This is a genomic window from Lactiplantibacillus plajomi, from assembly GCF_005405405.1.
Taxonomy (GTDB): domain Bacteria; phylum Bacillota; class Bacilli; order Lactobacillales; family Lactobacillaceae; genus Lactiplantibacillus; species Lactiplantibacillus plajomi.
Map to the genome: position 1 here is coordinate 1 of NZ_BJDZ01000004.1, position 14,893 is coordinate 14,893.

Sequence of the window (14,893 nt, forward strand, 5' to 3'; positions counted from 1 at the left end):
TGGTCGACTAGATTGTAGCACAGGACGGTATGTCCTTTTGTTGTGCATAAAAAATGGTGTTGATGGTTTTTATCCATCAACACCAAATATCATAGAGCCGATTATCACATCACGGGTCCTTTTTTCTGGAATTATTGAAAACAGCACGGTCGCCGACTAAAGCTAGGACGGCACGGTCATAAAAATGCTGGGTAAAACTTTGAAGATTGATTTTTACTAATGAAAGCGCTACCGTATTTTTAACTAAACGAATGGGATGATTAGGATGTATCAAGCAGACACAGGCCGTTATGAACAGATGGTTTATAACCGGGTCGGCGATAGCGGGTTAAAGTTATCGGCGATTGGATTGGGTTTCTGGAATAATTTTGGGAGCGTCGATGCACTTGCCAAGCAGAAAAAGATTGTTCACCAAGCGTTTGATTTGGGAATCACGTATTTCGATTTGGCGAATAATTATGGTCCGGAACCGGGGAGTGCGGAAGAAAACTTTGGCCGCTTGATGGCGAGTGATTTGCGACCGTACCGCGATGAGCTGATAATTGCCAGTAAGGCGGGTTACGCTATGTGGCCGGGCCCGTATGGTAACTGGGGGTCCCGTAAAAGTATCATTGCGAGTGCTGATCAAAGCTTAAAGCGAACGGGGCTCGATTATTTTGACATTTTTTATAGCCACCGACCGGATCCCGAAACCAACGTGGAAGAAACGGCGTTGGCCTTGGATCAGTTAGTGCGTGCAGGAAAGGCACTGTACGTTGGGCTATCGAATTATAGTGCGACTCAAACGGCGACAATGGCTAAAATTTTTAAGGACTTACACACGCCGTACATTATTCACCAGCCGCGCTACAACCTCTTTAATCGTCAGGCGGAAAACGGCTTGTTCGATGAACTGCGCCGTGAACGTAAGGGTGCCGTGACGTTTAGTTCGTTGTCCCAAGGCTTATTGACCGACAAGTATTTAAATGGAATCGCCGCGGATTCGCGGGCGAAAAAGGCGACCGTTCCGTTCCTCGGGGTGAATCAGGTTGAGCAGACTCTGACGACGGTTAAGCGGCTTAATGCCGTTGCAGAGCACCGTGGGCAGTCCTTAGCACAGATGGCGTTAGCGTGGAATTTACGGCAACCCGCCGTAGCCTGTGTGCTGGTTGGCGCGAGTCGTCCGGAACAGCTAGTTAATAACGTCGCGGCACTAGAGCACTTAGACTTCAGTGAAGCCGATTTACAAGCCATTGATCAGATTTTAGACGAACAACCCGCGATTGATTGGGATGTGCGTTGACCAGATAAAAAACGCCGCGATAACCAGGGGTAACTGGTCATCGCGACGTTTAACGTTAAGCGTTAAATTTTTTGTTGAATATCATCGATGGTAACGACTAAGATAGCCCGAATCCAGTCGAACTTGGCCTTCATTTCGTCATAGTGGGTGCCTTCCGTCTCGAAGTGGCCGGTACCGTGAATGTGGTAGCCACAACCAGTACCAGTCGTGCCGGGCACTTTGTAGCTACCGACCGTGATCGTTACGTGGTTGTCCGTTGGAAAGTCATTTTCAATGGAGTGCATGCCGGCGGATGGAATCAGCAGGGTGTGGTCGTCGACAAGCTGCATGTAGTGACTCCAAGTGTTGACGACGTGTGCCGGATTGGCATTGACCGTCACGATGGTTGCGGGGGTGGTGTCTTTGATAACTTCGAGAAATTTTGGATCCATTTAGAACGCTTCTTTCACTTAATATTATTATAATATATCATTACCAATACATTATAATAATTGTGTAAGCGGTTTTCAAGTGATGTGCTTGGCTGCTGCAACGAGTTTACTAAAAGTTGAAATTGGAAAAAACTTGACAGTGATTGAAACCGGTTACATCATAAGGTGGAACTTAAAAAATGATTTACTAAAATTTAACTGTGATTAAAAAGGGGCGTTAAGATGACAATCCAGACAGATTTTAACTATACCAATCCACTGACAGTCGTACCGACACGGGCTAATTTTTCAAGTTTACCCGGTGTTTATTGTCAGGGACGGTGGTTTGAAGCACAAACGGCGCAGGGGATCGCGGTGACAACGATTACGCAGGGGGCGGCCCTCTTTTTTCAGTTTGAGGGGTCAACGCTCGCGTTAGACTTTATTGTTCGGCAAACACCTTGCGTCGTTGCCGTTGCGATTGACCAGCGTCCGTACGTCCAATTACCGGCTAGTGAGCATTGCGTTGTTGCGACCGGGTTGGATCAAGGTCACCACACGGTAAAGGTGGTGGCAAACGGGATTAAGGAAAATGACGACTTATGGTTCGGTGGTCGCGGCCTCAGTGTTAAGGCAATCCGGGCGGATGCAGTTCGGGCGGTTAAACCGGTTAATCCGGTTGGCTGGTTTCTCGGGGACTCCATTACGGCCGGTATTCATGTCAATGGCCACAACGAACCGCTAACTAACAGTTTTGTGCAGTCGTATGGCAGCGTTGCGTCGCAACTATTGAAGGTCAATAACGTTCCGACCGCGTTCGGTGCGACGGGAATCACCACTGGGGGTTCCGGAGACGTTCCACAAGCAAGCGCCTATTTAAACTTTGCGAAGGACGGGGTTGCGGCCCACTTACCACAACCGGATTTCTGCGTCATTAATTACGGAACTAACGACCGTGATAACCGGTCCGCATTTAAACCCGCCTTTACCCGTTACTTGCAACAAGTTGCCGCCCAGATTCCCAGCGTCCCCATCATTGTTTTACAGCCGTTTATCGGCGGCTTTGTGGCTGAAATGGAGGCGGCCGTCAAGCGGGTGCCAACGGCTCAGTTTGTGCGGACGGATCGTTGGCCGTTCGAAGGATCGGATCAGTTCCACCCGAGTGCCAGTGGTTCGTTAAAGTTAGGTCGGTGCTTAGCTGAAGCGTTAGTTGAACGGCTGGGGGAATCGTTTTTTAGCTCTAACTGAAAATCCTTTTATGATTCTGTACGATAATAATTGAAACGTGGGCCAAAAGTCGGTTAACCGACTTTTGGCCCACGCTTTATAACTGGATTTGTTTTCGCAACTGGCCGGGGGTCATGCCGAAATACTGCTTAAACTGTTGGACAAAATAAGAGGAATTGGCAAACCCAACGTTGGTCGCCACTTGTTTAATGGTGAGGTCATCATTAAAGGTCAGGAGCGACTTAGCCATCCGCAGCCGGAAATCGGTTAAGTACTCTAACGGGGTCTGGCCGGTCTCGTCGCGAAAGATTTTAGTGGTGTGAGTCACCGAGTAGCCTGCTAATTTACTGAGTTCTTCGTTGGTGATCGTTCGCTGATAATTTTTACGGATGTAGGTCATGATGGCGTTGGGAACGGTGTTGGCCGTGAAATTCAGCTGCTTGGTGATGGCATTGTGACGCAGTAACAGGAGAAAATTATAAATTGCACTTGACTGCTGAAACGTTGCGGCTAAGTCGGTCTTATAAAAAATTGGAAACTTTTGCTGTAAATAGTGTGCGAGTGGTTCGTCTAACTGGTCGTAAATTTGAAAGTCATTCAAATTTAAAAAGGTTACCATGTCTTCGGCGGCGACACCTTCGAAGGTAAGGAAGGACGTTTTCCACGCCGTTAGACTGGAGTCGGGGAAAAAGGAGTGCGGAATGTTGGGCCGCATTAAAAAACCCTGGCCGGGTCCCAGCTTGATTTGTTGATTACCGATACTAAGAATCCCCGTCCCCGTGTCCGTTTGTAGCCAATGAAAGTAGTCAAAGCCATTTGGCCGGTACACTTTATGTTGGTCCCAGTCGGTACCGATATCGTAAAATCGCAGGGGTAAGTTAGCCGTACCATTATTAAAAATAATTGCCATGAGCAGCACCTCGAAAGTTAAATTACGGGATATTTAGTTAAATTTTGACACATTTTTAGTTAAATTGCGACATAAAAATAAGCGCTTACATTTTACAATAAACGTAATCAAGCCAGCAGAATAATGATCGGTCACTCGGCCGAGTTAACGGTCGATTGTTTGAACGCAACTTGAAGCATACCGCGGTAGCTTAGTAGATGACATGCTAATTGGAGGCGAATAAGTTGAAAATATATTTTCTAAATAATCAGGAAAATATCTTATTAAATTATCCGAAATTTGCGGCAGACTTAAAGGCTAAAGCCCAGCTAACCGCAGAACCAACAGTTAAATTTATTTCCACTGCGCAAACCCCCGTCGATCAACTGCCCGTAACGGCTGATGACGTGGTTGTCCTTGGTTTCGGCCATCGTTTCGACCTTGATTTTGTGCAGGATCAATTACCGCAACAAGTTGCGTTCTTTGAAAAGAAGGGCGCTCAAATCGTCCTAACCACTGAATTGCGGCGGTTTAACGTTAACGAGACCTACTTTGATAAGTCGACTGACGACCTAGCGATTTATCAGCTGGCGTTTGACCACCGGCTGAAAGTATTAGACGTTTATAGTTTTGTGAACAGTTGGTACCAGCGAGTTTCGACTGATGCGCGCCGCACTAACCTTGAGGCAGTTGCTGAAAATCGCTATCAGGTCAAAGCAACCAAGCTCACCGCAATGCTCACCCCGTGGGTCGCTAACTGGATGACCCGCCAACTCTTTCATGACCAGTTCATGCAGGACTATAGTTACGGTGCCTGCATGTATCCCGAAGCGTGGGATGATGCGACTAACGAAACGGACATGGCCCACGCTGAGAAGATTGGGATGAACACCGTTCGCATCGGTGAATTCTTCTGGGACAAATTGGAACCCCAGGAGGATCATTATACCATGGATTACTTGGTCGATTTACTGACCAAATATCGTGACCACGGCTTAAAAGTTATTTTGGGTATCCCGTCACCAACGCCGCCACGGTGGTTTACGGTACACTATCCTGAAGCTAAGCTGGTCAACGTCAACGGTCAGGCCGAAGAACACGGGTCGCGGCAGCACGTTTGCACGAACAACCCGATTTTTCGGCGTAAGGTCTACCAACTGACGCATGAAATCGCGAAAGTGGCCGCCCAATTTGATAACGTTATTGGGATTCAAATCGATAACGAATTCAAGTGTCACGTCGATCAGTGCTTCTGTGAAACGTGTCGGCAACTCTGGCCGCGCTGGTTACGGGCAAAGTACCAAACGATTGATCAGCTAAACGCCGCTTGGGGCACGGACATTTGGAGTGAACGTTACCCTGACTTTGAATCGGTCGTGTTACCAACCAAGACGCCATTTGCACACAACTCCGGGTTGGACAACGCCTTTCGGATGTTTACGGCGGATACGGTCAACGATTTCTGTGCGGGAATTGCCCAGATTTTAATCGCGGAAACCGATATTCCGATTACCCATAACACGTCGCTCAACTTTAACTTGATCAATTACGAGCTCTTTAGCCAGTTAGACGTGGTCGGTTTTGATACTTACCCAATGTATAACCAGTATTGGAACTTCCCGATTAACCTTGATTTATGGCGGAATTTGAAAAATGGGACCGAAGTCTTACTGCTAGAAACGGCAACGTCACACGTTGGTTATACGGGCAATTACGTGACACCGCACCCGCACGGTTACTTACCGACCGAGATTTTCATTGGTTACGCCGCCGGGTTAAAGGCCTTCACGTACTGGCCGTTCCGCGCCCAACCAAACGGGGTTGAACAGACCCATAGTGCGGTCGTGACCCAGGTTGGGACACCGGACCTCGGTTACGCCGACGTTTTAAAGGGACAACAACTCTTAGAAAAGTACCGGCCGTTCTTGGATCAAACCGAAGTGACCCGTTCAAAAGTTGCGTTAGTTTATTCCGACAACGCTAAGCGGGAGATGCACGTTGAAACCGGTGGCATTTACGAATACCGGAAGAACATTACCGAGGTTTACCGGGCGTTTACGACCCGTGGCATTGCGATCGAAATGGTGCCGGAAAACGTAGACTTTAATCAGTTTGACTGCGTAATGATTCCGTATGTCCGCAACGTTAACGACCACTTATTGGCAAAAATGAAGGCCTTTGCGAACGCCGGCGGGCATTTGATCATTGGTCCGATGACCGGTGATCGGACCGCTGATATGGGTTGGATTCGTGGTCATAACGGCCTTGGCCGGATTGGTGAATGGCTGGGTGTTGAAAATGAAATTCAATACTTATCCGAAGATGAGACCACCCGGGCCTGGGTTAAAGTGGGTGACCAGCAGGATGAATTCGGTGGCTTAGTTACCTTGTTTGATACCGATAAAGTGATGGATAACGTCACGACCGAAGCGCCGGTAGCGGATACCCGGTCGATTATTTACAAGAATAAAAACGTGATGTACCTTGGCGGGATGCCTAAGGACAGTGTGAACAGCCCGCTCTGGGATGAATTGGTCGATCAATTCGTGAAACCGTGTGATGCCGACCACGCCTTTTTGGATACGCCAAACGGCATTTTCAAGTACCGGCGTGAAAGTGACACCGAAGTTCAGTTCTACGTTGCCAACATGACGTTACAACCGTTGACTTACGACTTACACCAGAGTGGTTGTGATGCGGATGATCAGCCGCTCGAAGCTGGTCAACAGACGTTAGCAGCATATCAATGTCAACTCGTTAGAATTAAGAAAGTGGGGTAGGCAGCAATGTCTCAAAGTACTGCAGTAAACGGCGGCGAAAGCTTAGCCGTTAAAGCGAACGGCGGGAAACCAATTCCTAAGTTCGGTATGCGCGATAAAATCGGATACGCGTTTGGTGACGTCGGGACGACCTTCGTCATGGGGGTGCTAGCATCCTTTGAATCGATTTACTTTACCAACGTTTTAGGGATTTCTCCGGCCATTTCTGGGACGGTAATTTCGTTGACCACCTTAGTTGGGGCCTTTACCGACGTTACGGTCGGTCGGCTTTCCGATACGCGGAAGCTGGGTAAGAAGGGGCGGTTCCACCCGTGGATTCGGGTGATGCGCTGGCCACTCGTTTTATCACTATTGATCATGTTCTTCCCGATGGTTCGTAACTTCTCGATGTCGGCTAAAATTACCTACATCATCATCGCCAGCATTTTCTACGCGGCCTCCTTATCAGGATTTAACATTCCTTACGGGTCGTTAGCAGCAGCCATTAGTAGTGATCCGGATGACCGGACGTCGCTATCTATTTACCGGACGGTCGGTTCAACGATTGGTGCCGGTGGGACTGGGTTCATCATTCCTTACATCGTTTACACGACGGCTAAGGATGGTTCGCAGATTCTTTCTGGTGACCGGTTGTTCCTTTGCTCAATCGGCTGTGTGATTATTGCCATGATTTGTTATACAATTATGTACACGCTTACAACTGAACGGGTCATCGTTGACCACAAGGAAAAGGTTAAAGCGGGTGCGTTGGTCTCGTCATTATTTAAAGATAAAGCGCTGATTTCATTCTTGGTTGCAGAACTAGTGATTGTTTGCTCAACTAGTTTCACCAGTTTCTTAACGACTTACCTCTTTACCGTTTATTATCATAGTAAGGAAGCCTTGTCGATTGCGCTGTTATTCAACTACGCGGAAGCCATTTTATTGTCACCATTTGCGAAGGCCTTGTCAAAGAAGTTCGGTAAGAAGGAAGTTGTTTCGATTTCGTTATTTGCCGCATCGGCCATTTATTTGGTTATTTACTTTGCTAAGGTTTCGAACCCTTGGATTTACTTGGTTCTATCGTTCTTTACGGCGCTATGTTTCTCAATGTTCAACATCATGGTCTGGGCTTTCATGACCGATATTATCGATTATCACCAATATAGTACCGGGATGCGTGAAGACGGGACGATCTTCAGTGTCAACATGTTTGGCCGGAAGATGGCCCAAACGGCAATGGGGATCCTTTCCGGGTTGTCATTGACCTACATCGGCTACCAAGCTTCTTCAACTGGGAGTACGGTTCAGTCACAATCAGTTTTGAACGGGTTATACTCGTTAGCAACCTTGGTTCCGTTTGTTTTGATGTTAGCCGGTGCGCTGATCTTAACGTTCTGGTTCCCGTTGAGCAAACGCAAGTTAACGGAAGTTGCTGATAAGTTGAAGGTCTTGAATAAGGTTGATAATTAGAATTTAAAAATACGTTAGCGGGAATCGAGGTGCCCTTCTTTGGAAGCTAAACAAGTTCAAAAGCCATTACCAGCATTTAGCATGAAAGATAAGATCGGCTATATGTTTGGCGACGTTGGGAATTGTTTTTTACTAGGATTAATGAACGCTTTCCTAATGATTTACTATACCAACATCTTGGGATTACCAGCTGGATTAGTGGGGACGTTATTTTTTGCCAGCACGATGATCGACGCCTTTGCGGACGTGATTGTCGGTCGGGTGGCGGACGTCGCTAAAGTTGGTCATGAGGGGCGCTTTCGGCCTTGGATTCGGCGAATGAAGTGGCCGACCTGCCTAACGTTTTTATTAATGTTTTTACCGTTTGTTAAACACTTTTCGGAACCGGGAAAAATTGCTTACGTGGTCTTTACCTACATCTTGTTCGGACTGGTCTTTGCCTGCATCAACATTCCGTACGGCTCGTTGTCGTCAACGATGAGTGCCAATGCGGATGATAAGGCGTCGCTTTCGGTCTTTCGGAGCGTTGGTTCAGCGGTCGGTGCTGGCGGAACTGGCTTTGCACTATCCCTGATCATTTATACGGAAAACGCTGCGGGTCATAAGATTTTGTCCGAACAACGCTTGTTTTGGAGCGCGATTGGTTGTGCGGTGCTGGCATTTATTTCGTACAGTATTTTGTACCACTATACGCACGAACGGATTGCCAGTAACCCGAAACAAAAAGTACGGTTGCATAGTTCGATTAAGGCAATGCTGCACGACCGCGGGCTAGTATCCCTGATTATGGCCGATATCGTGGTTACGACCTGCACTAGTTTGAGTGGGATTACGACCACCTACCTATTCAACGATTACTTTAATAACAACCACGCACTGTCGGTGGCGCTGTTATTCACGTACGGGACCACGATTGCGTTGGCGCCGTTTGCAAAGTGGATCACCGTTAAGTTTGGGAAGAAGGAAATGTGTGCGACGTCACTGACGGTAACGGCAATGCTGTACGCGATTTTGTACTTCCTGCATATCCAAAACCCGTGGTTATACCTAGTCATTTTATTTGTGGCAACGTTAGGCACCTCAACGTTTAGTTTGATGATTTGGGCGTTTATTAATGATGTCAACGATAATCATCAGGTGATTACGGGGATGCGTGAAGACGGCACAATTTACGGTATCAATTTCTTTGGCCGTAAAATTGCCCAGGCGTTAGCCAACGGGGTCGGTGGGGTGCTGCTCTCCATCATCGGCTACCAATCCTCAACTAGCGGCGGCCGGGTTCAGACGCAGGCCGTGCTTGATCATATTTATATGTTGGCCAACCTCGTGCCAGCATTGTTAATGATTACCGCGGCGGCAATCCTGGCTTTCTGGTACCCCTTGACGCGACAACGGGTTCGTGAAGTCACTGCCAAGTTAGAGGCAGCGGTTGGAAAGGGTGAAACGAATGAGTAAGACGTTACCCCATGCTGGGGAGAAGTTAAGCTGTTTGGGTGATTCCATTACTAACGGTTACGACGGACAGGACCACACTTCGCAAGACTGGTCATGGCCAGCTTATATGACGGAATTGTGTGGTTTTAAGGAAGTTACGAATGTTGGTAAGAACGCCGCGACGATTAGCTTGAACGATGATGGCATTAGTCTGGTTGACCGCTGTCACACGATTCATGATCAGGACTTCATCACTATTTTTGGTGGTGTTAACGACTATGACCAGGGATTACCGGTAGGCGATTTGCAGACGGATGATTTGCGGACTGTCAGTGGTGGTTTAAAGTACGTCATCGAAGCCCTAGCCCGGCAGAACCCCGATGCAACGATGGTCGTATTTACCCCGATGAAGGAAAATAAGTTTGTTCCGACTGGTACGCCCAATGCCGCGGGTTTGTTGGAAATCGACTACGTAGCGGCGATTAAGGCCGTCGCGGATCACTATTCGCTACCCGTGTTGGACCTATACGCTTCGGGCAACATTGGTGTTTTTCTCGATCCGTTAGTCGGTCCGGACGGCTATACGGCGGACCGCTTGCACCCAACACCGAAAGGGTACCGCCGGTTAGCCCGGCAAATTGCTAGTTTTATTAATCAGTTCTAGTTAGGACCTGGCGGTCAGACATTGTTCTGGCCGCCAGGTTTTTATGCTACCGTCAAGACGGCATTTACATAAATTTATTAAAGGTTGAAAGTTAAATAGTATAGTAAAGAGGTGCGGAAATCTGGGCTTTATTGGACAAAAATAGACACGGGTTACGCCGCATCGTATGCTTAAACCACATACAGAGAAGATTCATGTCCATGCCTAAAATACAACGGCCTGATACTTAAATCTACTATTTTTGTAATTATTAAAATTTATCCACCTTTCTTAATTACTGAAGTGGCTACTGACGGGTTCTTGTGATTGTTTTTTTCCGGATGATAAAGCGGCTCATTTTCCAAAAATAACTGTCTGTAACTGCCGTAATATTTTTTGGTAGCTGAACCAATAAATTGAAAATGTTCAAGCAACTTGATTGTTGTTCCTTGGCAGCCAAGCATCGGGTGCAAGCACAATATAAGCTGAATGTCGTTACTTTATAGCTAGTTGATGCTGCCTTTAAGAATAATGGTATCTATGCCTAATACGTGTTCTTCAATGGTTGGTACTTTCAACTTTTAGTCAGTTTTATGATGACTACCGTTGTTTAACTTGACTACCTAATTGTGAGTGGCTAATCAGTGAGCCTTGTAAATTTGTCGTATAGAAATGTTTGCGTCTTATTTTTAAGTAGTGTACGCTTTAAACGTAAAATTAAATGGTGATGACGTTCACCGTAACTAATTGATTATCAATTTAATGACGTCTACTACTTCAACGACACAACGTGTCCTTGAAGTAGTAGACGTCTTTTCTTTTAGGTAACCACAATTTGAAAGGAGTTTTTATAATGGTAGCAGTAATCGATGCAGTAAAGGCACGTGAGGTTTTTGATTCACGGGGAAACCCAACAGTTGAAGTCGATGTCGTTTTAACTGACGGGATTCGCGGTCGCGCCGAAGTTCCATCAGGTGCCTCAACCGGCGCTAACGAAGCCGTTGAATTACGTGATGGTGGAGACCGGTTACAAGGCAAAGGAGTCGCCAAGGCCGTAAATAACGTCAATACCGAAATTAACGATGCATTGCACGATGAGAGTCCGTTTAATCAGGCCAAAGTTGATCAAATCATGATTGACTTGGATGGTACGCCAAATAAATCACGCTTGGGCGCCAACGCCATCCTTGGTGTTTCCATGGCCGTTTGCCGGGCCGCTGCAGTTGAAACGTATCAACCACTCTACCGTTATCTTGGCGGGACCGACCTCGAGTTACCACAAACGTTTCACAACGTTATTAATGGCGGAGAACATGCGGATAACGGAATCGATATTCAAGAATTCTTGATTACTGCCGTCGAACGGACCAGCTTTCGGGATGGTTTTGAAAAGATTACCAACACTTACCACACGTTAAAGACAGTTGTTGAAAAAGCGGGTTACACGACCGGTTTAGGTGATGAAGGAGGCTTCGCGCCCGACTTAAACAACTCCGAAGAAGCTTTACAGATGCTACATGATGCAATCATTGCAGCCGGCTACGTTCCGGGAAAGGAAATCGCCATTGCCTTTGATGCCGCTGCTTCATACTTTTACAACACCGAGACTAAGCAATATGACTTTGAAGGCAAACACTTATCACCAGTCGAATTAGGTGAATACTACGTTGGCTTACTAGACAAGTTTCCAGAAATTGTCTCCGTTGAAGATCCGTACAGTGAAGACGACTGGGAGAACTTCGCGACCTTTACTAAGGAGTATGGTAATCGCGTTCAGATTATTACCGATGATAATGTCTGTACCAACCCGAAGTTATTTGCTAAAGCCATTAGGATGGGTATGGCCAACGCTTTTCTGATTAAGTTGAACCAAATTGGAACGGTTACTGAAACAATCACCGCGATCCGGTTAGCCCGCAAGAATGGTTACGCAACGATGATGTCTCATCGTTCAGGTGAAACTGGTGACACGTTTTTGGCCGATTTCACGGTTGCAACCAAGACAGCGCAATTGAAGTCTGGTGCGCCCGCACGTTCTGAACGGGTTGAAAAGTACAATCAATTATTACGGATTGAAGAAGAACTCGGTGAAGAAGGGACCCGCTTAGCCCACTTTCCTGACAGTGTGGACTATGACCTATAATCCAGGCCAATAAATGTCAACTCTGGAGAGGTGATCAAAATGCAAACATCCTCGGATATGCTGATTGGGCTGACCCAGCACGAAGCTGAGGAACAACTAAAGAAGTTTGGTCCTAACGTCGTGCCGCAACCAGAATTTAACTTTCCAAAAGCGCTTGGTTCCCGACTCTGGGAACCATCCGCTTGGATTCTTGAAGGCGCCCTAATTGTTGAATTGCTACTTGGTAAGGGTATTCAGGCGGGCTTCATCCTCCTGATGCTGTTATTCTCAGCAGTCGCCGGCGCGATTCAGGCCCGCCGCACTAATAACGTTCTCAGCGCACTGACTGAGCAATTAACATTAACCGTTGCCGTTAAGCGGGATGGTCGCTGGCAGCAATTATCTGCTGATCAAATCGTTCCTGACGACCTGATTAGTCTCAATCGCGGTGACCTGCTTCCAGCAGACATTCAATTACTCGATGGTACCGTTGAAGTTGATGAAAGTAGTATTACTGGTGAATCGGTTACCGTTCGTCATCAAAATGGCGAAAGTGTCTTTGCCGGAACCGAAATTGTCAGCGGTCATGGACTGGCGGTTGTCACCAAGACCGGTCGTCACAGTCGTTCTGGTAAAACTATTAGTCTGATCAATAAATCGTCAGCGCCCGGTCAATTGCAGAAACTGTTAAGTAAAATTATTGGTTATCTTGCGCTGCTCGACACCATCTTAGCAGTTATTTTAATCATCACCGCCCTGATTTGTGGCGTAAATCTCATCAGTATGTTACCATTTTTGGCCATGCTCTTCATCGCAACTATTCCAATTGCAATGCCGTCCAGTTTCGCAGTTGCCAATTCAGTTGAGGCCAAGCAGTTGGGTCGACAACAAATTTTAGTCAGCGACTTATCGGGGATTCAAGCCGCCGCCAACTTAAACTTGTTGTTAATCGATAAAACTGGCACAATTACCACGAACCAGCCCCGAGTTGTGAAATTGTATAATTTCTCCGAGTGGTCAGATCAAGAATTAATCCAGTGGGCTACCAGCGCCACGAACCAGCAAAATCCCAGTGTGATCGACGGGGCGTTGCTCGACTATGCTCATCAAAATGCCGTTACCGTCGTTACGCCGCTTCACCTGGAACCCTTTAATTCCGAGCAAGAATTTTCAGAAGCTCTGTTCCCCGGTAAGCAGCCATTAGACGTGAAACTGGGGGCGTTGCAGCGATTAAGCCACCTTGACGCAGCCGCCGCTCAGTCCGTTGCTGGTGTTGATTTTAGTAGTGGCCGAAGTGTCGCAATTATGACCAACGATCGCTTGGCCGGGCTCTTCATTATCGAGGATCAGCCCCGCTCCGATAGCGCTCAAGCCATTCAAGATTTACAGGCTCGGGGTGTTCGGGTCGTTATGTTGACTGGTGATAATCAAAAGACGGCCGCTGCTGTTGCCAAACAAGTCGGCTTAACGGGCGTCGTAACGGCGTTTACTGATTTGTCAGCCACGACCACAGCCACCCAGCTCGCAGGTATTGCTGAAGTGGTCCCGGAAAACAAGTTGGCCATCGTCAAACATTTCCAGTCTGCCGGTTACGTTGTCGGTATGACTGGTGACGGAGTTAACGACGCTCCCGCACTCAAACAAGCGGATGTTGGCATCGCTGTCCAAAACGCGGTCGATCTTGCCAAACGTTCGGCTAAATTGGTTCTACTATCACCCGGCTTAACGCCTATCATCAATATTCTTGATAGCGGTCACCGCGTTTACCAGCGGATGATGACGTGGACAGTCACCAAGCTTTCTCGGACAGCCGAACTCACTATGTTACTAACCTTCGGCTATCTCTGGTGGCGATTCATTCCACTAACACTGAACGCCATGATTTTGGTCGCCATCTTAAACGACTGTGTTACTCTAGTTCTAGGGACGGACAATACGACCATTACGCATTCACCTGAGCATTGGGACTTGGGTCGCTTAAGCTGGGTTGCCGGAGTGTTAGCCGTCGGATGGACGTTAGTAGGGATGGGATACTTGTTCTGGGCGCTCAATCAAGGCTTATTAGTAAGTCAAATTAGTACCGTACTCTATTGTTACTTAATTTTCAGCGCCATGCTGACGATTCTAATTACCAGGACCGAACAATCGTTTTGGCAAAGTGTTCCGAGTCGGTCTGTTATGATTGCTGTGGGTAGTAACTGCGTTTTAACGATGATTTTGGCGCTAACCGGTGTAGGTGTTGCAAAAATTAGTCTTGCCTTGTTAGGATTGACGTTGATCATTGTTTTAGTGATGGGTTTTTTATTGACCTTGATTCAGCGGCACCATTAATGTGATATTAAAAGGGGGGGATAACCGTGATAAGTTAACGGTTATCCCCCCCTTTTTTTAACTGTACTTTTAACGAATCTTTAACGAAAATCCCTGTATTTTAGCCAGGGGATGAGTAGCCGCCCACCATGGTGTAATACCATATCACTATGGGGTTAAAGTTCGGGTGTTGCCGTCTACGCGACAAAAACTTGTTATCAAACTTAACAGCAATGAATACAAACGCTGGGACAAAGCTTAAAACGACCGTTAACTGGGATTTCAAACGTAGTTAGCCAAATTCATATTGGAACTGTAACGTTTAAAATGGATGCTATTAGGCG

10 protein-coding genes and 1 riboswitch are annotated in these 14,893 nt (G+C 47.0%); of the genes, 8 read left to right on the forward strand and 2 right to left on the reverse strand.

Annotated features, from left to right (window positions below; all coding sequences use genetic code 11):
- Positions 1-265 precede the first annotated feature (265 nt).
- Positions 266-1,282 (forward strand): aldo/keto reductase, encoded by a 1,017-nt coding sequence (locus tag FFM82_RS01950; RefSeq protein WP_137644193.1) that lies wholly within the window; start codon positions 266-268, stop codon positions 1,280-1,282.
- A 62-nt stretch (positions 1,283-1,344) separates the two neighbouring features.
- Here the strand turns inward: FFM82_RS01950 and FFM82_RS01955 are convergent, their stop codons facing one another.
- A complete protein-coding gene (locus FFM82_RS01955) occupies positions 1,345-1,713 on the reverse strand; it encodes a pyridoxamine 5'-phosphate oxidase family protein (protein ID WP_137644194.1) in 369 nt (122 codons plus the stop codon).
- A 222-nt stretch (positions 1,714-1,935) separates the two neighbouring features.
- Between FFM82_RS01955 and FFM82_RS01960 the strand changes: the two genes are divergently transcribed.
- Positions 1,936-2,940: a GDSL-type esterase/lipase family protein gene (locus tag FFM82_RS01960; protein ID WP_137644195.1), complete on the forward strand. Its 1,005-nt coding sequence runs from the start codon at positions 1,936-1,938 to the stop codon at positions 2,938-2,940.
- A 76-nt stretch (positions 2,941-3,016) separates the two neighbouring features.
- Here the strand turns inward: FFM82_RS01960 and FFM82_RS01965 are convergent, their stop codons facing one another.
- A complete protein-coding gene (locus tag FFM82_RS01965) occupies positions 3,017-3,829 on the reverse strand; it encodes an AraC family transcriptional regulator (protein WP_137644196.1) in 813 nt (270 codons plus the stop codon).
- A gap of 224 nt (positions 3,830-4,053) precedes the next feature.
- Between FFM82_RS01965 and FFM82_RS01970 the strand changes: the two genes are divergently transcribed.
- The 6 genes from FFM82_RS01970 (at position 4,054) to FFM82_RS01995 (ending at position 14,570) form a co-directional block, all read left to right on the forward strand.
- Entirely contained in the window at positions 4,054-6,588 is a 2,535-nt protein-coding gene (locus FFM82_RS01970) for a beta-galactosidase (protein WP_137644197.1), read from the forward strand.
- 6 nt (positions 6,589-6,594) lie between these two features.
- A complete protein-coding gene (locus FFM82_RS01975; RefSeq protein WP_137644198.1) occupies positions 6,595-8,040 on the forward strand; it encodes an MFS transporter in 1,446 nt (481 codons plus the stop codon).
- Positions 8,041-8,079: 39 nt separating this feature from the next.
- The gene (locus FFM82_RS01980; protein ID WP_225425581.1) at positions 8,080-9,495 is read left to right on the forward strand and encodes an MFS transporter; all 1,416 of its coding nucleotides are present in this window, start codon (positions 8,080-8,082) and stop codon (positions 9,493-9,495) included.
- Complete coding sequence (locus FFM82_RS01985) at positions 9,488-10,138, forward strand: SGNH/GDSL hydrolase family protein (protein ID WP_137644199.1); 651 nt, start codon at positions 9,488-9,490, stop codon at positions 10,136-10,138. The genes FFM82_RS01980 and FFM82_RS01985 overlap by 8 nt, the downstream gene beginning before the upstream one ends.
- 693 nt (positions 10,139-10,831) lie before the next feature.
- A riboswitch (Fluoride riboswitch) is annotated at positions 10,832-10,896 on the forward strand.
- Between the two features lie 74 nt (positions 10,897-10,970).
- Positions 10,971-12,260, forward strand: a complete 1,290-nt coding sequence (gene eno / locus FFM82_RS01990; RefSeq protein WP_170178174.1) for a phosphopyruvate hydratase — start codon at positions 10,971-10,973, stop codon at positions 12,258-12,260.
- A gap of 57 nt (positions 12,261-12,317) precedes the next feature.
- Positions 12,318-14,570 carry an HAD-IC family P-type ATPase gene (locus tag FFM82_RS01995; protein ID WP_170178183.1) on the forward strand — a complete coding sequence of 751 codons (2,253 nt, stop codon included), beginning with the start codon at positions 12,318-12,320 and terminating at the stop codon, positions 14,568-14,570.
- The last annotated feature ends 323 nt before the right edge of the window (positions 14,571-14,893 follow it).